Annotated in this window: 24 protein-coding genes; 9 read left to right on the top strand and 15 right to left on the bottom strand. The window is 64.0% G+C overall.

Annotation, left to right across the window (positions count from 1 at the left end; translation table 11 throughout):
- Nucleotides 1-1163: hypothetical protein (locus AAGD32_13570; protein ID MEM8875270.1), on the bottom strand; the 1163-nt coding region annotated here is incomplete at its 3' end.
- A gap of 61 nt (nt 1164-1224) precedes the next feature.
- Here AAGD32_13570 and AAGD32_13565 point away from each other — a divergent pair.
- Entirely contained in the window at nt 1225-1857 is a 633-nt protein-coding gene (locus tag AAGD32_13565; protein ID MEM8875269.1) for an acetyltransferase, read from the top strand.
- Here AAGD32_13565 and AAGD32_13560 read toward each other — a convergent pair.
- The gene (locus tag AAGD32_13560) at nt 1847-3367 is read right to left on the bottom strand and encodes a TIGR03790 family protein (protein ID MEM8875268.1); all 1521 of its coding nucleotides are present in this window, start codon (nt 3365-3367) and stop codon (nt 1847-1849) included. The two genes, AAGD32_13565 and AAGD32_13560, sit on opposite strands and share 11 nt — an antisense overlap.
- Nucleotides 3368-3439: 72 nt before the next feature.
- On the opposite strand from AAGD32_13560, the gene AAGD32_13555 reads away from it, so the two are divergent.
- From AAGD32_13555 to AAGD32_13530, 6 genes are all read left to right on the top strand, one after another.
- Entirely contained in the window at nt 3440-4306 is an 867-nt protein-coding gene (locus tag AAGD32_13555) for an AsmA family protein (GenBank protein MEM8875267.1), read from the top strand.
- A 38-nt stretch (nt 4307-4344) separates the two neighbouring features.
- On the top strand, nt 4345-6435 hold the full coding sequence (locus AAGD32_13550) for a S8 family serine peptidase (GenBank protein MEM8875266.1): 2091 nt from the start codon (nt 4345-4347) through the stop codon (nt 6433-6435).
- Between the two features lie 131 nt (nt 6436-6566).
- Nucleotides 6567-7409: a glycoside hydrolase family 25 protein gene (locus tag AAGD32_13545; protein ID MEM8875265.1), complete on the top strand. Its 843-nt coding sequence runs from the start codon at nt 6567-6569 to the stop codon at nt 7407-7409.
- Nucleotides 7410-7462: 53 nt separating this feature from the next.
- Entirely contained in the window at nt 7463-8596 is a 1134-nt protein-coding gene (locus AAGD32_13540) for a hypothetical protein (protein ID MEM8875264.1), read from the top strand.
- A 53-nt stretch (nt 8597-8649) separates the two neighbouring features.
- Nucleotides 8650-9930: an NADP-dependent isocitrate dehydrogenase gene (gene icd / locus AAGD32_13535; protein MEM8875263.1), complete on the top strand. Its 1281-nt coding sequence runs from the start codon at nt 8650-8652 to the stop codon at nt 9928-9930.
- An 88-nt stretch (nt 9931-10018) separates the two neighbouring features.
- A complete protein-coding gene (locus tag AAGD32_13530; protein ID MEM8875262.1) occupies nt 10019-10468 on the top strand; it encodes a carbonic anhydrase in 450 nt (149 codons plus the stop codon).
- A 6-nt stretch (nt 10469-10474) separates the two neighbouring features.
- Here AAGD32_13530 and AAGD32_13525 read toward each other — a convergent pair whose 3' ends face one another.
- The gene (locus AAGD32_13525) at nt 10475-11395 is read right to left on the bottom strand and encodes a prephenate dehydrogenase/arogenate dehydrogenase family protein (protein MEM8875261.1); all 921 of its coding nucleotides are present in this window, start codon (nt 11393-11395) and stop codon (nt 10475-10477) included.
- 108 nt (nt 11396-11503) lie between these two features.
- Here AAGD32_13525 and AAGD32_13520 point away from each other — a divergent pair, with 108 nt between their 5' ends.
- The gene (locus AAGD32_13520; protein ID MEM8875260.1) at nt 11504-12568 is read left to right on the top strand and encodes an acetyl-CoA carboxylase carboxyltransferase subunit alpha; all 1065 of its coding nucleotides are present in this window, start codon (nt 11504-11506) and stop codon (nt 12566-12568) included.
- 3 nt (nt 12569-12571) lie between these two features.
- On the opposite strand, the gene AAGD32_13515 is transcribed toward AAGD32_13520, so the two are convergent.
- A complete protein-coding gene (locus AAGD32_13515; GenBank protein MEM8875259.1) occupies nt 12572-13432 on the bottom strand; it encodes a prepilin-type N-terminal cleavage/methylation domain-containing protein in 861 nt (286 codons plus the stop codon).
- 80 nt (nt 13433-13512) lie between these two features.
- Between AAGD32_13515 and AAGD32_13510 the strand changes: the two genes are divergently transcribed.
- Nucleotides 13513-14604: a PEP-CTERM sorting domain-containing protein gene (locus AAGD32_13510; protein ID MEM8875258.1), complete on the top strand. Its 1092-nt coding sequence runs from the start codon at nt 13513-13515 to the stop codon at nt 14602-14604.
- A 91-nt stretch (nt 14605-14695) separates the two neighbouring features.
- Here AAGD32_13510 and AAGD32_13505 read toward each other — a convergent pair whose 3' ends face one another.
- The 11 genes from AAGD32_13505 to fliN form a co-directional block, all read right to left on the bottom strand.
- A complete protein-coding gene (locus AAGD32_13505) occupies nt 14696-15514 on the bottom strand; it encodes a FliA/WhiG family RNA polymerase sigma factor (GenBank protein MEM8875257.1) in 819 nt (272 codons plus the stop codon).
- Nucleotides 15515-15973: 459 nt separating this feature from the next.
- On the bottom strand, nt 15974-16345 hold the full coding sequence (locus AAGD32_13500) for a hypothetical protein (protein ID MEM8875256.1): 372 nt from the start codon (nt 16343-16345) through the stop codon (nt 15974-15976).
- 126 nt (nt 16346-16471) lie between these two features.
- Nucleotides 16472-17545 carry a P-loop NTPase gene (locus tag AAGD32_13495; protein ID MEM8875255.1) on the bottom strand — a complete coding sequence of 358 codons (1074 nt, stop codon included), beginning with the start codon at nt 17543-17545 and terminating at the stop codon, nt 16472-16474.
- Nucleotides 17542-18972 carry a flagellar biosynthesis protein FlhF gene (gene flhF / locus AAGD32_13490; protein ID MEM8875254.1) on the bottom strand — a complete coding sequence of 477 codons (1431 nt, stop codon included), beginning with the start codon at nt 18970-18972 and terminating at the stop codon, nt 17542-17544. The genes AAGD32_13495 and flhF overlap by 4 nt, the downstream gene beginning before the upstream one ends.
- A gap of 89 nt (nt 18973-19061) precedes the next feature.
- A complete protein-coding gene (flhA, locus tag AAGD32_13485; protein ID MEM8875253.1) occupies nt 19062-21146 on the bottom strand; it encodes a flagellar biosynthesis protein FlhA in 2085 nt (694 codons plus the stop codon).
- Between the two features lie 121 nt (nt 21147-21267).
- Nucleotides 21268-22353, bottom strand: a complete 1086-nt coding sequence (flhB, locus tag AAGD32_13480) for a flagellar biosynthesis protein FlhB (GenBank protein ID MEM8875252.1) — start codon at nt 22351-22353, stop codon at nt 21268-21270.
- 3 nt (nt 22354-22356) lie between these two features.
- A complete protein-coding gene (locus tag AAGD32_13475; protein MEM8875251.1) occupies nt 22357-23133 on the bottom strand; it encodes a flagellar biosynthetic protein FliR in 777 nt (258 codons plus the stop codon).
- 15 nt (nt 23134-23148) lie between these two features.
- Nucleotides 23149-23412 carry a flagellar biosynthesis protein FliQ gene (fliQ, locus tag AAGD32_13470; protein MEM8875250.1) on the bottom strand — a complete coding sequence of 88 codons (264 nt, stop codon included), beginning with the start codon at nt 23410-23412 and terminating at the stop codon, nt 23149-23151.
- Nucleotides 23409-24260, bottom strand: a complete 852-nt coding sequence (gene fliP, locus AAGD32_13465; GenBank protein MEM8875249.1) for a flagellar type III secretion system pore protein FliP — start codon at nt 24258-24260, stop codon at nt 23409-23411. Before fliP ends, fliQ begins: the two co-directional genes overlap by 4 nt.
- A 24-nt stretch (nt 24261-24284) precedes the next feature.
- Complete coding sequence (locus AAGD32_13460) at nt 24285-24968, bottom strand: flagellar biosynthetic protein FliO (GenBank protein MEM8875248.1); 684 nt, start codon at nt 24966-24968, stop codon at nt 24285-24287.
- A 39-nt stretch (nt 24969-25007) separates the two neighbouring features.
- Entirely contained in the window at nt 25008-25685 is a 678-nt protein-coding gene (gene fliN, locus AAGD32_13455) for a flagellar motor switch protein FliN (GenBank protein MEM8875247.1), read from the bottom strand.
- Nucleotides 25686-25941: the final 256 nt, after the last annotated feature.

Below are 25941 nucleotides of genomic sequence, written 5' to 3'. Positions count from 1 at the left end.
TTGACGAACAGGTCGGTGTCGCTGTCGTCGAGGCCGTCTTCGCCGGTGTTGGCAATGAATCGGAAACTGGGGTCGCCGGGAACCACGAATGCGGCCTCCTCGAAGTAGCCGGCCGTGTACACGCCGCCATCGGGCGCGAGCGTCACCGAGGAGATACCGTCGTGCTCGCCCCCGCCTTGCGTCTCGACCCAGACGAGCTTGCCGTTAACGCTTAGGAGCATCGTAAACGCGTCGGTTTCCTCGACGGCGCTAACGAAGAAGCCGCTCCCGGGCGTCGGGTTAAAGTCGGCGCGTCCCGCGAAAGTGCCGCCAGCGTAGACGTTGCCGATCTCGTCGACGGCGATGTCGTTGACCGCGTCGCGCAAGTTCGTGGCGGTGGCCCCGCCGCCGAACTGACCGACCCGCACGAGGTTGCCCGCGCCGGCACTGAAAAGCGCGACGAACGCGTCGTCGCGTCCTTGCGCCGTGAGTTCGAACGTCGGCCCACTGCCGTCACGAAGCGTGGAAGGGTTCGAGCCGCCGTTGGGATTGAAGTCGGCGATCCGACTGAAGTACCCGCCGACATACGGGTTGCCCCGCGGATCGAGCCCGACCGTTAGCGCCGCGTCGTCGAACTCACCGCCGAACTCCCGGGCGAAGATGAGATTGCCATCGGTGTCGATCTTGAGCATCAGCGCGTCGTAGAAATCACCGCGCGCCGAAGAGAGATTCATCTCGCCGTAGAGGCCCGTCCCCACGAAAGCGCCGACGGCGAAGATGTTTCCGTCATCATCAACGGCGATGTCCGAAATGTACTCGCCCGCTTCGATCGGCGACGCTCCCACACGCAGCGCCGACAGGCCGATGCGGACCGGTGCAACGACTTGATCACGGCGGGCCTGCGTCTCGAACTCCCGCTCGGTATTGCCGCCGCCGAACTGGCTGACCCAGACGAGATCACCGTCGGCGTCGTACTTGGCCACGAAGATGTCGGTGTCGCCCAGCGCGGTGAGAAACTCTTGGTCGGGGCCGGGGGCGAAGTCCGTGGTGCCGGAGAAAAGCCCGGCGACGATCGTCCCGCCGTCACCGCTGTCAGCGATGATCGGGTCGCCGTCGAATCCCGCCCCGCCCAGGGCCAACGGCGTAACGGCGAGGAGCCGACGCTGTTCAAGTACTTCGAGCATGCGTCCAAGCTATCCGGTCGCGCGCTGACCGCAAGGGGTGTTGTCGGCCGATACCAGGGACATGGCCGAACTGCCGCAAATCGTGATCGTTGGGGCCGGCGGTCACGGCAAGGTCGTGCTCGACATTGTGCGTGCCGCGGGCCGATATCGGCCGGTCGGATTCGTTGATGCCGATGAACGGGCGCGCAACGTTGCAGGTTTGCCGATACTTGGCGACATTCGAGCCCTGCCCAAACTGGCGAACAACGGCGTCGTCGGTTGCATCGTGGCGATCGGGGGTAACCACGTCCGCCGCACCTACGCCGAGGAAGCCCTCGACGCCGGGCTCGATTTGGTCAATGCCGTCCACCCATCGGCGCACACGTCCCCCACGGCCACGATCGGTCGCAACGTCGTCGTCGCCGCCGGCGCGACGATCTGCACCGAAACCACGCTTGCCGACAGCGTCATCGTCAACACCAACGCCGTCGTCGACCACGAGTGCCATGTAGGCACGGCCGCCCACATCGCCCCTGGTGCCCTCCTGGCCGGCCGGGTCACCGTCGGCGAGGAGGCGTTCGTCGGGATGGGCGCGAAAGTGATTCAGTGCCTCAACGTCGGCCCGAAGGCGACGATCGGTGCCGGGGCCGTGGTCATTCGCGACACCGCCGCCGGCAAGACCGTCGTCGGCGTGCCCGCCAGGGCTATCGACTGAGCACCGGCTGCAAGTGTGCCGGCAACTCGTCGGCCGACAACACCGGCGCGAGCGCGAACGGCTTGTAGAGCGGATCCCCGACGAGCCCGACCTGCCAGCTCACCATCGGGTTGGTCTTCCAGTACACCTCGCCCATCGTCAATTCGCCGGTGAGCGTGAGCAACATGAAGTCGTGCGCTTTCGGAAAGCTCGCGAGGTACGGCTCCGCGACCGGGCCGAGCGTGGTGATGACCCCCGCGTCGAGCAAGTTAGGCACCCAACCGGTGAACGTGTCGGTCCGCAGCGAGAGCATCTCGAAGCTCGCGATGTGGTACCCGACCGCGCCCGGCAGGAAGCTCATGCCCGGCACATACTTCCGCACCGAGTACCAGCCGACGTACGCGGCGACGCCGTCGTGGGTGCCGGCAGGGATGACGCCGTCCTGTTCGTCGAAGATCACGTTCGGCTTGTCACGCAGCGCGAGATCGAGCAGCCGGAGCGTCTCGTCATAGATGCCGTAGTTGTCGACCTTGCCGTTGCGCTGGGCGGGGATGCCGCGTGAGTCGATGACGATCTTGCCACGCAGGCCGACCGACTCGACGGCCACCGCCATGTCGACCAACCGCTTGGCCTGCTCGGGCGAGTCACCATCGAGGCGGGCGGTCTTGAGCGTGCGCGGCCCTTCGCCACCGAAGTTGTACGCGTGGGGGTTGGCCTGCCAGCGCTGCTTGGGGTAGTTGCCCCACCACAGGCACGCGAGTTCGCTGGTGAACTCAGCCCCGGTTTCCTTGGTCTGCAACGCGATGCCGTGTATCCGCAAGAGCGGGTCGAGCGTCAGCGGCCCACCGGCACGGAGCAAATCTCGCAACTGCTTACGCGCATCCGGATCGGCGGGACGGGCGGCGAGCGCGTTGATCGTCCCCTGCGGATCGGTGGGCAACGTCGGCACCTCCCAGCCCTCGGGCACGACGGGCGCCGCGAGCGACCGTTGCAACTCCGGCCAACGCGGTTGTCGCTCGGGGTCTTGCCGGATGATCAGCGCTGCGGCGTTGAGGCGCTGGCGGAGCTGGTCGATCGAAACACCCCGACCATCGTCGATGCCGGCGATCTCTTCGGCCAATGCAACGGCCGCTTCAAGCCGGGCCTTGATCTCGCCGGTGAGCACGCGGATGTCCTCGCGCTCCTGCGTGTCGGTGTCGGCGGCTTTACGGTCATGGACCCGAAGCGGCACCCCGTACACCGCGACGACCCAATCCGCCGACTCCTCGAGTCCGTTGGCCCGGAACCACTCACGCACGGCCGGCGCGATGTCGTTGTGGTACTCGGCGAAACTCATCTTCTCGCCGGTCGGCATGGGTACGGCGCAGATGCGGGCCGGGTCGATCCCCCGTCGCTCGGCGTAGTGCTCGGCCACTTCGACGCTCTCGGGCATTCGGCTGTTGGCCAGGATCACGATGTCGGCGGCGGTCAACTCCGCTCGCACGGGAAGGGCAAGAAACATGACCGCCGCCAACGCAAGCCAACTTCGCATGTCCCAATGCTACCCCTGCGGTGCCCATGCGCGGTAAGATTCGGGCAAGACCCGCTAACCGGACTCCCCACCATGAAAAAGATCCTCATCGTCCTCGCCGTCGTCTTCGTGCTGCTCATCGTCGGCGGCTTCATCCTCGTCTCGCGGCTCGACGGCATCGTCCGTAGCCAGATCGAGTCGAACGCCACCACCAGCCTTGATCTCAAGACCACCCTCGCTGGTGCCAATGTCGGCATCCTCGGCGGCGACGTGACGCTCGACACCCTCGCCGTCGCTTCCCCCGAGGGCTTTACCGCGCCCTCCATGTTCAGCGTCGGTGGCGTCGATCTGCAAACTTCGTACGGCAAGCTGCTGGGCGACCCGGTCCGTGTCGATGCGGTCGCGATCAACCAGCCCAAGATCGTGCTCGAACAGAAAGGCACCGGCTTCAACTTCAAGGTGCTCGCCGACCGATTCAAGACCGATGAGCCGGCCGAAACCGACGAGAGCGAGCCGATCAAAGTCATCATCGACAAGGTCACCGTTGCCGACGCTCAGGTGGAACTGCGATCGGAATTTCTCAGCGAGCCGTTGGCGCTGAACATCCCGACGTTCGAGCTCGAAAACATCGGCAACGCCGATGGTGCCGAGACCGGTGCGGAAGTCGGCCGGGTCGTGATGGAAATCGTCTCCAAGACCGCGGCACAGGTCGCGCAAAACGAGGACCTCGACCTGCCCGCCGAGGTCCGTGCGTTGCTCGCGGGGGACCTCAACGCCATCGCCGGCCAGTTGCAGAATGTCGCCATGGACAAGCTCAACGACGCATTACCTGATGAGGTCAAAGGCCTCCTCGGCGGCGATGGGCTGAAAGGCCTCACCGAAGGCGGCGACATCGAAGAAAAGGCCGGCGACCTGCTTGGCGGGTTCCTCGGCGGAAAAAAAGACGATGATGAGAAATAGCCAACCCGTTCGCGGCGTTGGCGTATGAGGTGTAACCCATGAGTGAAAACGGACGCCGAAACGTTTTGGAATCGCTCGAACAACGCCGACTCCTGTCGGCGTCGCTCGAGTCGAAGTTGATCGACCTCGACCTCGCGGCCGAGAAGTTCCCGCAATACACCGGCGCGGGGCAAGCCATCGCCGTCATCGACACCGGCATCGACTACACGCACCCGGCGCTCGGCGGCGGGTTCGGCGAAGGGTTCAAGGTCGTCGGCGGTTACGACTTCCTCGACAACGATGCCGATCCGATCGACACCGACGGGCACGGCACCGGCGTCGCCGGCATCATCGCGGCCGACGATTACGTCGACCCGTTCGTCGACTCCGTCACCCATCGTGGTGTTGCACAAGACGCCGACCTCATCGCGCTGCGTGTCGGCGATGGCGGCTCGATCCCGCTCTCGCGCATTGACCGCGCCCTCGACTGGGTCCTCGACAACCGTGTCCGGTTCAACATCACCGCGGTGAACCTGTCGCTGGGGTTCGGCAATTTCACCGAGCGGGAGGTCGACGCGCAGCTCTCCGACGAGTTCCGCAGGCTCGCGGAAGCCGGCGTGTTCGTCGCCGCTGCCAGCGGCAACGACAACGACGCACAGACCGGCCCGATCACGCAGGACGGCGTGTCCTATCCCGCCGCCGACCCGAACGTGTTTGCCGTCGGTGCGGTCGACACCGACAACGTCATCACCGACTTCACCCAACGCAACACCGAGCTCGACCTACTCGCGCCCGGCAACCGCGTTCGGACGCTCGGCCTCGACGGCAGCTACGTCCGCATCAGCGGGACAAGCTTCGCGTCGCCCTTCGCGGCCGCCGCGTCGGTGCTTGTCCGAGAAGCAAACCCCACCGCCACGCCCGGCGACATCGCCTCCATCCTCACCACCACTGGCCAACTGAACCGCGACGGTGACAACGAGTCCGGCAACACCACGGGCCTGCCGTTCCCCGTGCTCGACCTCGACAACGCGCTGTCGCTCGCCGAGAGCCGACGGCCGGTGTTCTCCAGCGCCGACTTCGGCCGCAACTTCGACACCGCCCTCGACGCGCACGGCGTGCTGCACATCGCGCACTACGACGATGTAAACGGACGACTTCTTTACACAACCCGAGACGTCGCCGGCATCTACTCGCACGCCACTGTCGTCGACGACAACGGCGACGTCGGGGCACAGCTCTCGATCGCGGTCGACGCCAGCGGCAAGGCCGGGATCGGCTACTTCGACGTCACCGAAACCGCCATTCGATACGCGAGCTTCGACGGCGTCAGATGGGACTCCACGCTCATCGACTCGTCGAAACACGTCGGCACCAGCCCGTCGGTCGCGTTCGACGTCGACGGCAACGCGTACGTCGCTTACCACCGACGGTCCGGCGGCGACGTGCGGCTTGCGAGCCTCAGCCGCGACACCGGCGCGTGGACGCGTGTCACGGTGGACGGCGTGGGCGCGGCCGCACCGGACTCCGGCGGCAGTGTCGACGGCACCACCCGCTTCGTCGGCACCAGCCTCGATCTCGATGTCGGCGAGGCCGCCGTTCGGGTCAACGGCTTCACACAATTCAACACGACCCTCGCGATCGCCTACGCCGACGCCGACAACGCGGACCTGCGTTACGCCCGCCTCGATCTCGATGACCCGACCGCCACCTGGTACGTCGCCGTCGTCGATGACCTGGGCATCACCGACGGCAACCTCGGCGGCGTGGCCAACATCAATCTCGACCTGCACGAACGCAACGACATCAACGGCCTGCAAGCCCAGATCGCGTATCAGGACACCTACCGCGCCGATGCCAAGTACGCGTTCCGCCTGGGCGACTGGTTCAGCGAAACCGTGGCCGGGCCGGGCAAGCTCGGAGACACGGTTCAGTTGTCGTTCGACGAGAATGATCGGCCGCAAGTGACGTACTTTGATCGCGAACGCCGTGCCATCTTCACCGGCACACGCACCGGCGAAAATCGTTGGTCGAACCGTCAACTCTTCACCAGCGCCGGTGCCACGAGCGTCGCGACCAACGAACGAACGGACCAAGTCTTGTTCAGCACGCTCGGCCGGACCGGGGACGACACGTTCGTCTTCGCGGTGTAACCGACAAATGCCGAACTAAGCGGACGAGCCGGGGTGTGGGCGTTTGCCTCGACCGCATGGAAGTTTTCCGCACCGGCGTCGAAATGTGGTATGGTTCATTCTTCTAGAACCTTCCACAGCCGGGGTGCTTCATGCGATTGATCGTCATTCTTGCCACTTTGCTCACCGCCGCCACGGCGTTCGCCCAACGAACCCGCGGCATCGACGTGTCTCAGTTCCAGGGAACGATGAACTGGGAAACGGCCTACGACAACGACATCCGGTTCGCGTTCGTCCGCTCCACCCGCGGCGGCCTCAGCTCCGCTACCGGCCAAGTCTTCGATACGCGGTTCGACGAGAACATCGCGGCCTTGGGCACGCTCGCCGACGCCGGCAAGCCGATCTACCACAGCGCTTACCACTTCGCCCGCCCCGACACGATTCCCAACGGCGCGAGTAACGCCGACATCGCCAATGCCGCAATCGCCGAGGCGACGCACTTCGTCAATGTCGCCGGCTACACGATGGTGCCCGGCAACCTCCGTCCCGTCCTCGACCTGGAAGCCGGCGGCGACAACCTCACGCGGGCCGAGCTTTCCTTCTGGGCCAACACATTCATGGACGAGGTCGAACGGCAGACCGGTGCCGAGCCGTTGATCTACATGAACACCAACTACGCGGTGAACTTCATTGATGGCTCGCTGGCCGACCGCGACCTTTGGATCGCCAACTGGAACCAGACCAGCTACGGCAACCCCGTCACCGGCAACGGTGGCCCGCCGACCGGCGCGATCCCCGATTGGGCCTTCTGGCAGTACTCCGCCGACGGCAACGGCATGGGCGCGACGTTCGGCGCGAGCAGCACCGACCTCGACCTCAACGTCGCCAACGGCGATCTAGCGTTCGTGGAAAGTTTCTTGATCCAACCCATTCCTGAACCCGCGGGACTTGGTGCATTGATGTTTGGCGGGCTTTTCCTGCGTCGCCGTCGGTAGGTGAAAGTCGGTTTTCTTTGACGCTTGGCGCTGTGACTGGTATCCCGGCAACCATGACATGGTGGCAATGGCTGTTGGTCATAGCGGGCGGCGTCATTCTCGCGTTGCTGATCCTCGTCGGCATCGCGGTGACCTACGTCAAGGCGAAGTGGAAGGGATTCACGCAGGGGCTGGCCGACGCCTTCAAGGGGCTCGGCGGGATGGCGATCCCACAAACGCTGAAGCTGCAGCCGATCGACGTCGATCTCGACGCGGCACACCCCGGGCTGGCAGCCGGCAAGGTCGAAGCCGAACGTTGTCGCCTACAGGTCGGCGGACCGTTCAACACGGGCAGCGAAGCCACCGGCGGTCCGATCGTTGCTCTTACCCTTGCGGACCCGAACCGCTCGCTCATGGGGCTGTTGATCCAATCGCCCGACGGCTCGATCGTTAAGGACGTGATGACCTGGTACGAAGACGAGCACACGCTGACCCACTCGACCATGGTTCCGAAGCTGCACAGCCCACCCCAGCGTGCAAAGGTTGGCGTCGAGGACACGGATCTTCCCAGACTCATCGATCAGCACCTGCGGGAGCGGCCCGACAAGCCGATGAAATCATTCACGCTCGACGAGGTGCCCGCCACCGTCAAGCAGTACGCCGAGGACACGTGGTTCTGGCAGGCGACGCGTGGCGGACTCAGCGACGCCGAGATCGAGCAGCAGGTCCGCGATGCCAACGCCGCCAACCCCGACGCCGACGCGGATGACCCGCTCGCCGGCGCGGAGATGCTCAAGGTCATGATCCGCAGCCAGGCCGTCAGCTTCCTCGAAGATCGGCTTGAGAAACAGCTCCGCGAGGAAACGACCATGTCCGTCGCCGAGTGGGAGGAAATCGAGCATCGGCTCCAGTGGGTCCACGACCTGAAAGAGCCCGACACACTGGCGTGGAGCGTGATGCCCGACGCCGAACGAAACGCCGATGACGAAGACGACGATGATGACGAGCTGCAAGGGCCGACCCAGACCGCGCTCGGGTCCGGGCCGATCCGCGAGACCTTCGCCCGGCTCAACGACCAACTGCCGCCCGAGCGCAAACTCCGTTTCCTGCAAACCGTAAAGATCACCGACACGCTCGCCAGCTACGAGGGCGACGTCTACGTCGAGCCCGAAGAGGAAGACGACGATGATGAGTTCGACGACGACTGACCGCAGCGCGCGGGCTTGAGACGCCCAGCCGCCCCGGCTACCGTCCGTGCCCCATGAGCGAAGCCATTACCCTCACCGACGGTGTCCTGAACGTTCCCGATCAGCCGATCATCCCCTTCATCGAGGGCGACGGCACCGGCCCCGACATCTGGCGGGCCTCGCAGAGGGTCTTCGACGCCGCGGTCGAGAAGGCGTACGGCGGCTCCAAAAAGATCGCTTGGCACGAAGTCCTCGCCGGCGAAAAGGCCCACAACCAGACCGGCGAATGGCTCCCGCAGGCCACGCTCGATGACTTCACCAAGTACCTCGTCGGCATCAAGGGCCCGCTGACCACTCCCGTCGGTGGCGGCATCCGCTCGCTCAACGTCGCACTTCGCCAAATCCTCGACCTCTACACCTGCCTGCGACCGGTCCGCGCGTTTGATGGCGTGCCGAGCCCGGTGAAGAAACCGGAGCTGACCGACATGGTCATCTTCCGCGAGAACTCCGAGGACATCTACGCCGGCATCGAGTTCGAGGCCGGCAGCGAGGACGCCGAGAAGTTCAAGGCCGGCTTCTCCTCGACCTTCCCCGAGCGTTGGAAGAAAGTTCGCTTCCCCGACACCGCGGGCTTCGGCATCAAGCCGGTCAGCCGCGAGGGCACCGAGCGCTTGGTCAAGGCCGCGATCCAGTACGCGATCGACAACGGCCGCACCTCCGTCACGCTCGTACACAAGGGCAACATCATGAAGTTCACCGAGGGTGCCTTCATGGAGTGGGGCTACGAGACGGCGGTGAAGCACTTCGGCGCCAAGCCGCTCGACGGCGGGCCGTGGCACTACATCGACGTGCCCGGCGATCGCAAGCTCACCCACCGCCCGACCAACGACGGCAAGGCCCGCGTGGAGTCCGGCCGCATCATCATCAAGGACGTCATCGCCGACGCGATGCTCCAGCAGATTCTCACCCGCCCCGCCGAGTACGACGTCGTCGCGACGCTCAACCTTAACGGCGACTACCTCTCCGACGCCCTGGCCGCCTGCGTCGGCGGCATCGGCATCGCCCCCGGCGGCAACATCAACTACGACACCGGCCACGCCATCTTCGAGGCCACCCACGGCACCGCCCCCAAGTACGCCGACCAGGACAAGGTCAACCCCGGCAGCGTCATCCTCAGCGGCGAAATGATGTTCCGCCACCTCGGCTGGAACGAAGCGGCCGACCTGATCATCAAGGGCATCGAAGGTGCGATCGAAGCCAAGACGGTGACTTACGACTTCGAACGCCTCATGGACGGCGCCACCCTGCTCAAGTGCAGCGAGTTCGGCGAAGCGATCGTGAAGCACATGGGCTGATCACGCCAACAACCCCGTTCGGCAAAGTTGTGTCGCATCCACTTCCCAACGGTGCGACGCTGCTCTGTCCCACTATCCTCAGGCCACCATGCCCGACCACTACGTCTCCACGGTGGAGCAGTTGCCGATGACGATCCAGGCCGCGGCGGTGTATTGCTCGGACGGGCGGATTGGCGAGTATGTCGACGACTTCATGCACAACGGGCTGGAACTTCCGCACTACGACCGGATCGCGGTGCCGGGCGGGCCGGCGGCGTTGATCCAGCGGCCCGAGTCACCGCTCCCCCACGACCGGTTGCTCGAAGAGCTGAAGTTCCTGATCGACGGCCACGGCCTGCAACGGCTCGTGCTCATCCAGCATGATGACTGCGCGTTCTACCGTGACCGCCTGCACCTCTCCGATATCACGGCGGTCCAACGGGAGGACGTGGCCGACGTGGCCGAACTCCTGCGTGAATGCACCGGCATTTCCAACATCCGTGGCTACTACGCCCGGTTCACGGATGACGGGATGACCTTCGATCGCATCGTGCCTTGAGCCGGTTCAGTCGATCGCCTTACGGCGGCGCGCCGCGCCGTCGAGCCAGCGGATCATAGCTTCGCGGTCGAGTGTTTGCTCTTGCAGGATCGTCGCGAACTCGCGGAGTTCGCCGACGCACTCCTCCATCGCGAGCAGCACCTCGTCGCGGTTGTCGGTGATGATGTCGGCCCAGAGCTTGGCGTCGCCGGCGGCGATACGAGTGGCATCACGGAAGCCGGTACCGGCGTGGTTGAGCGCGAGGTCCTCGGGGTGGCGCACCATCGCCGCGGCGAAGATGTGGGGCATGTGGCTCACCGACGCGGCGAGGCGGTCGTGGTGGCTCGGATACATCCGCGTCACACGACAGCCCACCGCCGACCAGAACGACTCGACCCGCAGAAGCGACTGCTCGTCGGTCGCCGCGTTGGGCGTGACAATGCAGGGGGCGTTTTTGAAGAGGTCGGCCCGGGCTGCCTCGGGGCCGCCTTTTTCGCCGCCGGCCATCGGGTGGGAGCCGACGAAGCGGACCGGGCTTTGCATCACCAACTCGGCAGCGTCCACGATGCTCCGCTTGGTGCTGAGCGTGTCGAACACGAACGTGTCGGGCCGAAGCTCAGGGGCGATCTCCTCGAGCACGGCCGGCCCGGCCAGCACGTTCACCGCGATGCAAATCGCATCGGCATCGTCCACGGCCTCACCAACGGTCGGGGCGATGCGGTCGAACTTATCGCCCAGATTCAGGAGGGTCGTGTCGCTAATGTCGAATCCGACGATCTCGCAGTCTGGCCGGGCCGCCTTGGCCGCCAGTGCCACGGACGTGCCCAGCAGGCCGCAACCGAGCACGGCCAGTCGATCGGGAATGGGTTGGTACTCGGGCACGGGGCAGGTTAGGAGATTGGTTCGCCCTTCGCCCGGGTGTTGGCCGATGTTGATATGGAGTTTCACGTCCGCTAACGTTTTGCAAAGGCAGCGAACGGACTCGCGCGACCAAACACCACAACCATGACGCAAGCCACCGTGACTCGCACCGTTCCTCGGATGTCAGAGATTCCCGTGTCCAAGATCACTGACGCCGAAGGCGACGACTTTGTTCCGACCACCCCGGCTCACACCCGGCGCGTCGCGACCGGAACCATCGAAGCACTCCCCTTCGAAAAGCCGCTGGCCAAGCTCGAGCAGCAGATTCACGAGCTCGAAGCCTTGCAGAACAGCAAGAGCGTCGACTATTCCGCGGAACTGCGGGAGCTGCGGACGAATCACACGAATCTGCTCCGCAAGACTTATGACAACCTGACCGCGTGGGAGACGGTCCTCGTCGCCCGCCACCCGCAGCGGCCGAAGATGCTCGACTACGTCGAGATGCTTTGCCGAGAGTTTCGCGAGATTCACGGCGATCGCCGCTTCGGCGACGACCTCGCCATCCGCACCGGCCTGGCCCGCATCGGCGGTCACAAGGTCATGCTCATCGGCCAGCACATGGGCCGGGACACCAAGGAAAAGATCAAGTGCAACTTCGGCCTGGCCCACCCCGAAGGCTATCGCAAGGCGCTGCGGGCGATGAAGCTTGCCGAGAAGTTCGGCCTGCCGGTCGTGTGCCTGATCGACACCAAGGGTGCCTACCCCGGTATCGGTGCGGAGGAACGCGGGCAAGCCGAATCGATCGCGGTCAATCTCATGGAGATGGCCCGGCTCGAAACGCCCATCGTCGCGGTCGTCCTTGGTGAGGGCGGCTCGGGCGGCGCACTGGGCATCGGCGTGGCCGATCGCGTGGCGATGTTCCAGTACGCGTGGTATTCCGTCATCAGCCCCGAGGCATGCAGCTCGATCCTCTTCCGCGGCCCCGACGGTACCGAGCAGCTTGCCGACGCCCTCTCACTCACGGCCGACAAGCTCAAGAAGCACGGCATCATCGACCGCATCATCGCCGAGCCCCTCGGCGGTGCCCAGCGCGACCCTCACGCCGCCGCCCGCGCCCTCGAGCAGTACCTCGCCAAAACGCTGCGTGAGTTGAAAAAGGTCGACACTCAGAAACTCCTTGACGAACGCTACGCCAAGTTCCGCGCGATGGGCGCGTACGAGGAAACGACCGCGAAGCAAGCCGTCGCCGCGTCAGCGTGAGTTTCACAGCCGGTCTAACAAGCCTTCGACGGTCGCGCCGGTGATATCGGTCTGCCCTTCGAGGAACCGGAAGAATTGTCCCCAACTGTGACGCGCGATGTCCTTGCTCCTCTCGGCGATGTCGCCGTCTCGGGCGTCCTCGACGTGCCCGTCGATGAACGCGAAGTTCCAGAGATCATTCTCGTCGTGTGCGATCGTCGGGAAGTCGCCGCCCAGCAACAGGTCCATGAACAAAACCGCGTCGGCGGGGAACTTCGTCTGCCTTTCGTAGTCGCGGTACTCCCTCAAGGCGATCACGGCCCCGGTGGTCGGCTCGCGCTCTGGATACGGGTTGTACATGTATGACGATCGAACGATGAACTGTTCGCCGGAAGCGGTGCCGTCGTTGAGCAGGCCGGCCGTGCCCTCTGACAGATACGGCTCCGGGTACGCACCCGCGAGCCAAGGCTCGGCCAGCTGCGACGGGCAATAGAAAACACCGGACGAAGGCAAGTAGCCCTGTGAGAAAAGCAGGCCGTGGTTCGACGGGTTCACATCCGTCGCGGTCCCGGTGCTGGTAAACGCGGTGCGGTAGGTGACGATCGGGCTACCGATCCGGCTGGACTCGCGACCGGGCAACGTCGGCTCATACGCCGGCAATCGCCCCGCCTGCTCGCCAGTGTACATGAGCATACCGGTCACGAGTTGGCGCTGGTTGCTCTTGCAGACGGTGGTGTTGGCCTGTTGACGTGCCTTGGAAAGCGACGGCAGCAGGATCGAAATCAGCAGCGCGATGATGCCGATGACGACGAGCAGTTCGACGAGGGTGAACCCCGGCCGATTCTGCGATTGACATTTCATCTCAACTACGCGTTGCCTGAGCATGGGGGATGTTATAGCATCCGCTGTGGCGTCGTGCCGCAACGAGACCGCTACGGCGGAGAAAACAGGAAACGGAGATACAAATGAAGAAGCAGATTCTGGCAGCCGCGATCGCCGCGGCATTCGTGAGTACGTCGGCGTTTGCCGCCCCATCGCTGGTTCCCGTGGTCACCAACGACCAGGCCGCCGGCGGCACCTTGCCCAGCGGTTTTGCGGTCGGCGGATTCGGTGCCGTGGGCGGCACCCTGTACGCATTTCTGTCGTCCAACAACAGTGGCACGGGATACGTAACAGCCGGCACGCCGGGCGGCGACCTCACACCCGTCATCGGCTCCATCGCCCTCAGCGGCTTGGGTGCCGGTTACGACGATGGCCTCTCGCCCAACGGCGAAGTGCTCACCGTCGGCTCGACGCTTATCGTGCCCGACTCGCTCACCGGCGGGTTTGTGGCGATCGACACGTCTAATGGCAACGCGCTCACTCTTCTTCTCGACAACACGCAGATCGCTGCCGCCACCGCGCCCACCGACACATCGGTCCGACGCCCCCTCGGCAGCGCAGTCACGCCCAATGGCGGCCTGCTGTTCTTCGACGGTGATTCGGCAAGCGATGTGCTGCTGGCAAGCAACTTAACGCCCGGCAACGTCTCCGTTGTCGCCACTGATGCCGAACTGACGGCACTGCTGGGTTCGGATGACATCGACGGCGGCACCGTTGCGGGCGGCAGCTACTTCGCGACGGGCTCGGGCTTCGACGCCATTGCAAGGGCCGACTTCGATACCAATGGCGACCTGGATGCCTCCACTTTCACCACCGTGATCGACACCACCACATACGAGTCGATCATCGACCCGGATGACACGTCGCCGAGCCTTACGCCGCGCGAGATGATCACCGGCGGTGACGGGTTGGTTTACTTCTATGATGGCGACGTCGACGGTGTCGTTTCGTTCGACCCGGCAGACCCGATCGGTACCCTGCAAATCGCGGTTTCGGAAGATGTTTTACTCGCGGGTGCCGGGAACGACTCGGTTGTCGACCTGCTCTGGTTCGACGACAAGCTGCATGTGCAGGTCGCTGGCGCGAATGCCGGCACGCTGTTCGCCGTCGTGCCCGAACCGGCATCGCTGGGCCTCCTCGCACTCGGCGGACTGGCACTGCGGCGTCGGCGTTGAACAGATCACCGCAAGGCTGACACGAAGCAAAACGGCGTGGCTCGCAATGAGCCACGCCGTTTTCTGTTTTCGCTGCTGTTCGCTACTGGGATTACGCTTCGCCGGCGGTCGCCAGTTCACGCTTGCGGTCGGACATTTGCGCTTTGAGCCGGGCGATGATGCTGCTGTGCATCTGGCTCACGCGACTCTCGCTCAAGTCCAGCGTGCTGCCGATCTCCTTCATCGTCATTTCCTCGAAGTAGTACAGGATGACGATGAGCCGCTCGGCGCGGGAGAGACCCTTGCACATCAGGTCCTTGAGATCCTTGCGCTGGATGTCGCGAACGGGGTTGGTGGTCTTGCGATCTTCGAGGACGTCGATCTCCCGAACGTCCTTGTTGGAGTCGGTCTCGAACCACTTGCGTGAGAGCGAGACGACGCCGACGGCGCTGGCGTCTTTCTGGATCTTGGCGAACTCTTCCATGTCAACGCCGAGCTTCTCGGCGCATTCCTCGGGCGTCGGCTCCCGGCCGAGCTCGACCTCGAGTTGTCGCATCGCGCCGCCCATCTTGTGGCTGCGGCTACGGACCAGACGCGGAACCCAGTCCATGCTGCGCAGTTCGTCGAGAATGGCACCGCGGATGCGGGGTGCGGAGAAAGTCTCGAACTTCACGCCGCGCTCGAGATCGAAGCCGTCGATCGCGTCCATCAGACCGAAGATGCCGGCCGAGATTAGGTCGTCGACGTCCACCTCATCGGGAAGCTTCTGGTAAATGCGTTCGGCGTTGTAGCGGACGAGATGGAGATACGTCTCCATCAACTGGTTACGGCGGGCCTCGGTGCGCTCTTTCTTGTAGTCGAACCAGAGCTTCGCGATCTCTGGCGGGACTGGCTTGCCTTTTTGGCGCTTGCCGTGGGTGCGTGGGCTGATGGGCGCCCGCGCGGCGGTCGCCTTCATCGTGGGTTTCAGCGGGACCGGAGTGACGTCGGCATCCGGCTCGGCCGTGGCGACGGCGGTGGTCCGGCGCTTGGCCGTTTGCTTGACAGGCGTGGCCGCTCCGTACGCTGCCGCGGCAGCCTGGCGCGAAACGGATGCGGTGCTGGTCGTCTTCGAGTTCGGCGATTTCGGCATGGCAGGTTCCCGGGTCCTTGGGAGTGAGTGGCTTCAGAGGGGTCCTTCTGATTCGATCCGTCATGTCGACTCACGCCGGTCAAGGCAAAAAGCCGATGTTCGGCGAGCAGGCTCGCCGGGGTTGGGACGACCGGCACAAAAGGGTCAGACCCAACGTCCACTTTCTGGTTTCGGCGCTTCACCGCGCCTTTCGCAACGTTTCTCCGATTTGGGAGAACTTTTTTCTGCATTCGCCCGACTATCGGACGCGACGCCGGCTCAATCACTGCCGACGACCGGGATGTCATCGTCGTCTTGATCGTGGTCGATCGCGTGATCGACCCGGTCAGTTGCCGCCGCGTCGCGGAGTTGGTCGTGGAGCATCGCGCCTTCCTCGCGAAGACTCTCGCGCAACATCCACTGGGCGGAGAGCCCGACGATGTAGCCGATGACGATCGTTCCGAACATCGCCATCATCGCCCGCCAAATGACGGTCGCGAGCGGGTTTTCGGCGGCGAAACCACCAAGCACGAGGCAGATCACGAACGCCGTCAGGCCAGACGCCCCCGCCAGTCGCTGCGGGAGCAGCGCTGCATGCTCTTCACCCGGACGCAAGTCCGCGCGGTCGAGTTGGGCCGGTGGCGTGTCCATTTGGCGTTGTCAGCCGGACGGTGGTTGGGGATCGGTCATATCGCTTTGCGACTTATCGGCCGATCGTGCCGTCGGGCAGCACCTGTTTGCGTTGACGACTCCTTTCGTCTTCGAGGTAGTCCGGCTTTACGCGGAGCGTGTAATCCATTTTCCCATTCTGCCGAAGAAGCTCGGCTCATGGCTGACGGTGACGCCCTTCTCGAGCCGTTGGGCCAGACGGGCCAGGCACGCACTGGCCGGGCTCTTGGGGTGGGCCAACGTGAACGGCACGCGCTTACGCACCGCCTCACCGACGGCGCTGTCAGCGAAGACATGCCCGGCGTCAAGAATCGTCTCGCCCAGAAACTGTTGGGCAACGTTGCTGATCCGTTCGTAAACCACGCGTGCTTCGGCGACGCTGCGGGCCTGGTTGACCAAGAGGCTTAGCCGGCGCTTCTCCGGATCTGCTTCACTCACGTCACGGCTGATGACTTTCAGCACCGCGTACGCATCCGCGATCGCGGTCGGCTCCGGCGTCGTCACTGCCAGCACATGGTCGGCACACCGCGTGAAGCTAAGCACGTTCGGCCCGATACCGGCGCCGGTGTCGACCAACAGGATGTCGGCGTCGCGCTCCAGCGCGGTCATTGCATCGATGATCCGCTGCCGCTCCGACTCGGCGAGGTCAGCCACCCGGGCCAAACCGCTCGCGCCACCGATGAGACGAAAGTCGCCCGGCGCGTTGATCGTCGCTTCCGACAACGACGCGGTGCGTGCGATGAAGTTGGCGAGGGTCTTCTGCGGGTCGAGACCGCACAGCACGTCGGCGTTGGCCATGCCGAGATCGGCGTCGAGCAGCACGACCCGCTTGCCCTGCTTGGCGAACTGGATAGCGAGATTGACCGCGACGTTGGACTTACCGACACCCCCCTTACCGCTGGTGATGGCGATGACACGGGCCCGCCGGGTTCGCGGTCTGCTCGTTGGATCGGGCGTGGGCACTTGCCGGCCGATCCTAGCGATCGGTGCGGTGTTTGGAACATCGCGGCGGGCGTCCGTGACGATCGGCCGCGGGTGGCGCGGCTGCTTGGGCGTGAGCGGCGGGGTCGCGGAACGTTGCCGACTCTCGGCCAGCCGACGCAGTTGCGTTGCTTGGTCGAATAATGACTCCCCAGCGTCGCCGCTCATGGTCGCGGCAGTGGATGGTTTCGGCCAGCTCATGCGGCTTCCTCTCGCACGTTTTGTTCGACCACTTCGGCATCGTCGGTCACGGACTCACTCGACGCGGGAGCCGTGGAACGGTCCGGCTGGATCGACATGTCGGTGGCGGTCGAATCTTCGTCTACGTCGGCCTGATCGGTGGGCTGATCGCCGGGACCGTCCGGCATCGGCGTCGGGCTCGGCGAAAGCTCTTCGCCAAGGATCGCCTTGGCCAGACGCCGGGCACAACCGACCTCAATGTCGTTGGGCACGTTCTGGCCGTAGGTGATGTAGCTCAGCGATTTGCCGAGCTTGTGCGCGACATTGAGGACGACGCCCAGCTGCACGGCCTCGTCGACCTTGGTGAAGATCACGCTGTCCGGCTGGAGCGCACCGAACTTCTCCACGACCATTTCCGAACTGCTGCGGCCCTGACTCGCACTCATCACCAGGTGAATCTCGTCGGGCTTGGCGACCTTGAGGCATTGCTCCAGTTCACGCAGGTGCATCTCGTCCTTCGGGCTTCGGCCGGCGGTGTCGAGGAGGATGAAATCACAATCGGCGAACGAAGCCAGTGCCTGTGGGATCTCGGCTGCCGTGTGGGCGACTTCGAGGCGAGCGTTGATGATTTCGCTGAACTTGCGCAGCTGGTCGACGGCCGCGATGCGGTAGGTGTCGATCGTCAGCAGGCCGACCTTCATGTTTTGGACGAGCTGCAAATTGGCCGCGAGCTTGGCGACGGTCGTCGTTTTACCGACACCGGTCGGGCCGATCAGTGCGACGACCGTGGGCGCATCGTTGTGGCGGCGCTGGATCGGACCGCTCGTGGGGACCAAGCCGGCGATCTTCTCGGCCAGCAGCTTCCGAACCGACGCCTCGTCGCCGAGTTGGGCGGGCTGGGCGACCTGTTTGATGTCACGCACGATCCGGTCGGCCAGCTCGTCGGCCACTTCGCCCTCAACAAGCCGGAGATAGGAATCGAACAGCGACTCGGGCAGGTCGGGACGGGTGGCGTCGTGCTGGAGCTTCACGAGATCCTTGACCATCGTCTTGAGATCGCTGACTTCCTTGTTGAGGGAACGCATCGCCGCCTGACCGGCCACCGGTGTGTTGAGCAATCCGGCACCCGGCGCGGCGTCGGGCGCGAGGTCGGCCAAGGACTTTTTCGCCAGTGCGGCAAGCACTTCCGAGTGGGCGGGCTTGGGCATCGCCTGCGGCGGCAGCGCTTCGGCGAGCGTCGGCACCGTCCGCTTCACCGGCGGTTTGGGCTGCTTCTTCTTGTCCGCAAGCCCGGCGATCACCTCGACCCGCAGCGATCGCCGAAGCCCCATCCACTTGGATGTTTTGACCTGTCGCGTGTGCAGGATGACCGCGTTCGCCCCAAGCTCCGTCTTCACGGCCTTGATCGCTTCCGCCATCGTGGGTGCTGAGATTGTCTTCAACTTCATCCCTGAATCCCTACTGCCCGCATCCTCGCAGGCGGTTGCACTTTCACCATCTTAGCCGGAGAGACGACCGATCCGTCGGTCACTCTAACTTATCGGCCGAGTGTCACCAGCCCGACCGCCTCGACATTGACTTCGCTGACGACTTCGCCGTAACTGAGGACCGCGACCTGTGGGAGCGCGGCCTCGAGCATCCGTCGAACCTGTGCCCGCACCGTCGGATTGCACAGCACGACGGCGGGCCGGCCGGTGCTGGTCAGTTCTTCAATCTTCGCCGCCGCCGCACCGACGATCTGCTGTTGCGTCTGCGGCGGCATGGTCAGCGTGGCACCATTATCGCCCTTGTTCGTATGGCCGCTGACCAAATCCTCGATCGCCGGGTCGATCGTGACGCACCAGAGCGTGTCGTTCTCGTCGACGTGCTGCTTGCAAATCGTGCGGGCCAAGGCACTGCGGGCGAACTCGGTAAGCACATCCACGTCCTTCGTGCGCTCGGAGAAATCGCCAAGGGTTTCGACGATGGTCTCCAGATCGCGGACAGGGACGCGTTCGCGGAGCAGGTTCTGCAGCACCTTCTGGAGCTCGCCGGGTTTGACCTGTTTGTCGATGACTTCTTCGACAAGGGCGGGAGCCTTTTCCTTGAGGTTGTCGACGAGCTTGCGGACTTCCTGGCGGGTGACCAACTCGTGCGCGTGTTGCTTGATGACCTCAGTGAGGTGCGTGGCGAGGACGGCGCTGGCCTCGACGACGGTGTAGTTGAGTAGTTCCGCTTCCTCGCGTTGCGGCTCGGTGATCCAGTAGGCGGGCAGGCCGAACGCCGGCTCGGTGGTTTGCTCGGCGGCGCTGATCGGCGTGACGGCCGCGCCGCTGTCCATGGCGAGGTACTGCTCGGGGAACGTCTCTCCAGCCGCGACGGCCTCGCCGCGGATCTTGATGACGTAGTCGTTGGGCTGGAGCTGGATGTTGTCGCGGATGCGGACCGACGGGACCATGATGCCCAGCTCCATGGCGATCTGCCGACGAATGAGCTGGACACGCTCCATGAGGTCGCCGCCTTTTTTGGTATCGACCAGACGCACCAATCCAACGCCGATCTCCAGTTCCATCGCGTCGACGTCGAGGAGCGACTCGACTTTGTCCGGCTCGGCGACGGCAGCGGCTTCCTTGTCGGCCTCGACCTTCGCGACACGCGCCGCCTCGGCATCCGCCTGGCGGAACAACAGGAACGCCCAGCCGAAACAACACCCGGCCAGGATGAGCAGCGGTACCATCGGCAGTCCCGTCATGCTCATGATGACCAGGAAAATGCCGGCCACGATCAACGGCTTCGGCTTGGCAAAGACCTGGGTCAGCACCTCGCTGCCCAGGTCCTTGCGGCTGCTCGATCGCGTCACCAGCAGACCCGCAGCCAGCGACACGATGAATGCGGGGACTTGCGATACCAATCCGTCGCCGATGGTGAGCTTGGTGAACAGCGAACTGGTCGGGCCGATGTTCCAGCCGTACTCGACCATGCCGACGTAGATGCCGCCGATGATGTTGACCAGCGTGATGACGATGCCCGCGATCGCGTCGCCGCGGACGAACTTGCTGGCACCATCCATCGCTCCGTAGAAGTCGGCTTCCTGGGCGATGTTCTCGCGGCGGTTTCGGGCCTCGGACTCATCGATCGCGCCGGCGTTGAGGTCCGCGTCGATCGCCATCTGCTTGCCCGGCATCGCATCGAGCGTGAACCTCGCCGCCACCTCACTGATCCGCGTCGCACCCTTGGTGATCACGACGAACTGGATGATGAAGATGATGACGAAGATGATCAGCCCGACCGTCAGCGAGCCTGCGGTGACGAAGCTGGAAAATGTCTCGATGACTTGGCCGGCCGCTCCGGTGGCGGACTCGGGGCTGCTCGCCCCGTCGCCGGCGGTGAGAATCAAACGTGTGGTCGCGACGTTGAGGACGAGTCGAAACATCGTGACCGCGAGCAGGAAAGACGGAAAAACCGCCAATTCCAAAGGACTTTTCGCATAAACCACGCTTACGAGCAGCACGACGCTGAGCGTGACGTTGACGACCAAAAGCAGATCGAGGATCGCCGTCGGCAGCGGGACGAGAAAGACTAGTAGCAGCCCGATGAGCGCGAGCGGGAACACCATGCCGCGGTGCGCGGTCACTCTGGACACAAGAGGATGTTGAAGCACCGCGCTTGTCATGACGTCCTTGTCGACCGGCCGATTGACCGGTTAAGCAATCGCCGGGCTCCGCCGGCGGGTAGCCAACATACTTACACAATGCGCGCCAGATTCAAGCCATTTTCTGCAGACTTTGTTGTCCGCTTATTTCGTAGACGTACGCAAGAATCTCGGCCACCGCGGCGTACATGTCTTCGGGAATTTCCTGCCCGATCTCGCACGACGCATAGAGCGCCCGGGCCACCGGCTTCTTCTCGATGATCGGAATGTTGTGCAGCAGCGCAAGCTCGCGGATGCGGAAGGCGAGTTGATCCGCGCCCTTGGCCACGACCCGCGGGGCGTCCATCGACTCGGCGTCGTACTTCACCGCCACCGAGAAGTGCGTCGGGTTGGTCACGACGAAGTCCGCCGTCGGTACCGCCGCCTTCACGCGCTGCATCGCCCGCTGCATCGCCACCTGCCGGCGGCGCTGTTTTATCTGGGGGTCACCGTCCATGTTCTTGAGCTCCTCCTTGAGCTGTTGCTTGGTCATCTTGAGCTGGTTTTCGTGGCGGTACTTCTGGTACGCGAAGTCGAGGATGCCCAGCAGCAGCAACGCCACCGCAACCTGCAATGCGATCGTAAAGAGAATCGACGCACCGGACCCGAACGCTTGAATGTGCGGCAACGCCTGCAACCCGGCGAGTTCCGGCAGCTTGGCGTTGATCGACATATACGCCACAACCGCGACGACGGTGAACTTCAGCAGGTTCATCCCGAAGCCGACGTACGTCTTGGCCTCCATGAACAGACGCTTGAAGCCCTTGATGGGGTTGATTCCGTTGGGATCAGGGATCAGCTTCTTGGGCGCGAGCATCGGGCCGATCTGCACGACATGGGCGAGCACGCCGATGACGAACACGCCGACAGCCAACGGCGCGGCCGCGTAACCGAGCCTGACCATCTGCTCCCGCACGCCGCCGCCATGGACCGCCCCGGTTGCCGACGCGAGTTCCACGCCGAAGAACGCCTGGGCGATCTTCACCAGCTCCGTGTAAAGGTGCGCGCCGCCGAAGTACAACAACGCGAGCATGCCCAGCAACACGATCGCGCCGCTGAGGTCTTGACTCTTGGCGACATCGCCCTTTTCGCGCGCCTCCTGCCGCTTCTTCGGCGTCGGCGCTTCGGTCTTTTCGCCTGCTGCTTCGTCGTCGGCCATGACTCAGCTCCGGCTCGTGGTGTAAAGCTCGTAGGTCTTGTGCAATGCGTCGGTAAGTTCCTCGACGATCACCCCCTGCGTTGTTCCGACCGTGAATACCAACAGCATCATCCCGACCAATGAACGCAACGACAGACCTGCCGCGAGCAGATTCAACTGCGGCACCGTCTTCCCGATGAAACCGAGACACACGTCGCAAGCAAGCATCGCCACGAATAGCGGCGCGCCGATGCGGATCATCAACGACGTCGCGGCGGTGAACATGCCGATGACAATGGTGAGCAGGTCGGCATCGACCCCGACGCTCAACGGCGGCAACACGGCGAACGAATCCAACGCACCGCGGACGAGCATCACGTGTCCGTCGATGCCCAGAAAGATGAAAAGTGTCAGCAGAAAGTAAACGTCGGACACGGGCGAACCGCCCACGTCGCTGCTCGGATCGAACACCGCGCCGAGCCCGATGCCCATTTGCTGGCCCACCGCGTTGCCAGCCCATTGGGCACCAATGAACGTCAGCGACGCGACCATGCCGAGCGCGAAGCCGAAGAGGATTTCTCCCCCCAGGCCCATCGCGATCGCGGCAGGATCATCCGGCAGCGGTGCCGGTGCGTGGCCGGCGGCGAACAACGACGTGGCACACACGATCGCGAACATCACCTTGACCCGCTTGGGAATCCGTCCGCTGCCGAACATCGGCATGAACAACATCAACCCGGCGAACCGAAAAACGACGGCAGCGTACTGCGGGCCAAGAAGTTGGATCGGGATCAGGTCCATCGCATCACGACGTCATCACATCGGCGGGGCCAGCGACATCATCTCTCTGGCGAACGACAGCACTTGGTTCACCGTCCAGGGCAGCGTGATCGCGGCGACAATCACCATCGCCATGATCTTCGGTATGAACGACAACGTTTGTTCCTGCACCTGCGTGAGTGCTTGCAGCAACGAAATGACCACACCGACCGCAAGGCCGACCAGCAGGATCGGCGCGGACACGAGCAGCGTCAGGATCAACGTCTGACGCACGAGATCGGTGGCGACTTCGGGGTTCATGTCACGAAACTTTCCATCAGCGACGCCGTCATCAGCGTCCATCCGTCGGCGAGCACGAAGAGCAACAGCTTGAACGGCAACGAGATCAGCACGGGCGGCAACATCATCATGCCCATGCTGATCAACACCGCGGAGATCACCATGTCGACGATCAGGAACGGCAAGTAAATCAGAAAGCCCATCCAGAAGGCGGTCTTAAGTTCGCTGAGCATGAAGCCGGGGATGAGGCTGAAGGTGCTCACCTCATCCCAGGTCTCGGCCGGCTCACCGGTGGCGTGGGCGTGAAACAACTGGACCTCCGCGTCGCTGCCGCTGGCTTCGATCTGGGCGATCATGAAGTCACGCATCGGGACGACCGCGTTGTCCAGCGCTGCTTGCTGCGTGATCTCGCCGTTGAGGTACGGCTGAAGCGCGTTCTGGTTGACCTTGTTCCACGTCGGCCCCATCACGACGATCGTCATGAACAGCGAAAGCCCGACGAGCACCTGGTTCGGCGGCAGGCTTTGCGTTCCGATCGCCTGCCGAACGAGCGACAACACGATCACGATCCGCGTGAAGCTCGTCATCATCACGAGGATCGACGGCGCGAGCGATAGTACCGTCAGCATCACGACGATCTGCAACGCACCCGGGAGGTTCTCCGGATCCGTCACGTCGGGCAGCGCGAGCGACATCGACTCGCCGTTGTCGTTGGTGAGGTTCGGGAGGTCGTCGAACGTCTGGGCGTGTACGGGAGCCGCGAGGAATAGCACCAGCAGCACGGCGAGCGCGATGCACAACCAGTAGCCGATACCCAAGCCGGGCTCGGCGTGCGCGCGGGGGTGCATCTTGGTTTCACTGTCAGGCATGGGCATCCTTTCCCGTTGCTCTGGTTATCCGGTTCCGCGTTGCTGACTGCGGAACTGCCTGGAAACCGTGCGGACCCGCTCCATCAGGCCCGCCAGTTCTCCCTTGGTTTCCTGCACGACCGAATCTTCGTCCGCCTTCAAGTCGTTGCCCAACGCCGCGGCGACTTCGGACTCGGCGGGATCAGGATAGCCGCTCGCGAACTCAGCACTAGCCGAGTTCATCGACATCACGAATGGCGTCTCCGGCTCAGTCGAGCGCTTGCCCGTGAGCCGACCTTCGAGTTCGGCAACCTCGTCACGATCGGTGATCTCCGAGAGCGTGGTCAACGGCTGGCCGGCCGACTCGCTACACACCAGCACGCGGCGACCGACCTTGAGCAACACGACCCCGGCCCGCGGCGAGACGGGGTTGCGTGCGAGCACGGTGGCGGCCGCCGGGCCGCGTGACGGGCTGTTGCCGCTGAGTTTCCGGTAGCCAAGTCCTAGCAGAACCACCAGCGTGACGACGAACGCCAACGCCGCACCGGTCCGGGCCATCCCGACCCAGCCTTGCTGCTCCTCGACTTGCGGCTCACCGTCGATGATCGCTTCCGTATCCCCGCCCGCAATCGCCTTGCCGTCGTACCTACTTTGCGGCGGCGCAGCGTAAGTAGCCGCTGTGAAAACAACGGTCAGCAACAGGGTCAGCCAGGCGAGGTTCCACCTCATGGCAAAGCGCCTCCGGCGCGATTGGGCACGGGTTGTCAATCAAGCCGCTTCGGTCGAAGCCGCCTGCACGATCTCGTTCACGCGAACACAAAAATTGTCGTTGAGCACCAAGACTTCACCGCGGGCGACGAGGCGTTCGTTGATGAAGACATCCACCGGGTCGCCGGCGAGCTTGTCCAGTTCGACGACGCTGCCCTCGATGAGCTTGAGCACGTCCTCGACGCTCATCCGGCTTCGGCCGAGTTCGATTTTCACGTTCAAATCCACGTCACGCAGCAGGTCGATACTGCCGGCGTCCGCGCCTGCGACGACCTGTGAGAAGTCGGGAAGATTCAGCGCTTCGGCACCGGCCGCGATGGCGGTGGCCGACGGGCTTCCGCTGTCCTCGAAACTGGCTTCCTGGAGCAATGCGGCGATGGCTTCGTCGTTGAGCATCGCGGCCGAATCGTCATCGGTGGCCTGAACTTCGCCGGCCTCCGACGCAACGGGCTCTTCTGCGGCGGCTTCAGTTGCGGGGGCCGTCTCGGCTGCGGGGGCTTCTTCGGACGCGGGGGCATCCTCGGCCATCTCTTCCATCAGCGCGTCCATGTCCGACGAGTCGATCGGCGCGGCACCAGCATCATCCTCGGGCGCAGCGGCGTCCGGGGCCGGTGTGTCGACCGCTTCGGCTGTCGGGTCCGGCGTCGGCTCGGTTGTCGGTGGGGTTTCTTCGCTCACGCGTCACCTTCCTTGGCAGCGGGCTGGGACCTTGGTTTGTCAGGCCGGCAACTCCGCCGGCCGCGAGCTTGAAAGCTCGATTCAGAAGTCGATCCGGAACGGCACGCACCTCGGTACCACGATCGACTTCACAACATGCTCGCCCAGGATCTCGACAAACTCGATCATCATCTTTCGACGAAGCGTAACGAGACACGGCTCCGACCCGGACATCTTTCCCGGGTCGAGGTCTGCAATAATGGTGCGAGCACGGACC

It is taken from the genome of Planctomycetota bacterium (assembly GCA_039182125.1).
Lineage (GTDB): Bacteria > Planctomycetota > Phycisphaerae > Tepidisphaerales > Tepidisphaeraceae > JBCDCH01.
This window is presented reverse-complemented; position numbering and strand designations above follow the sequence as displayed.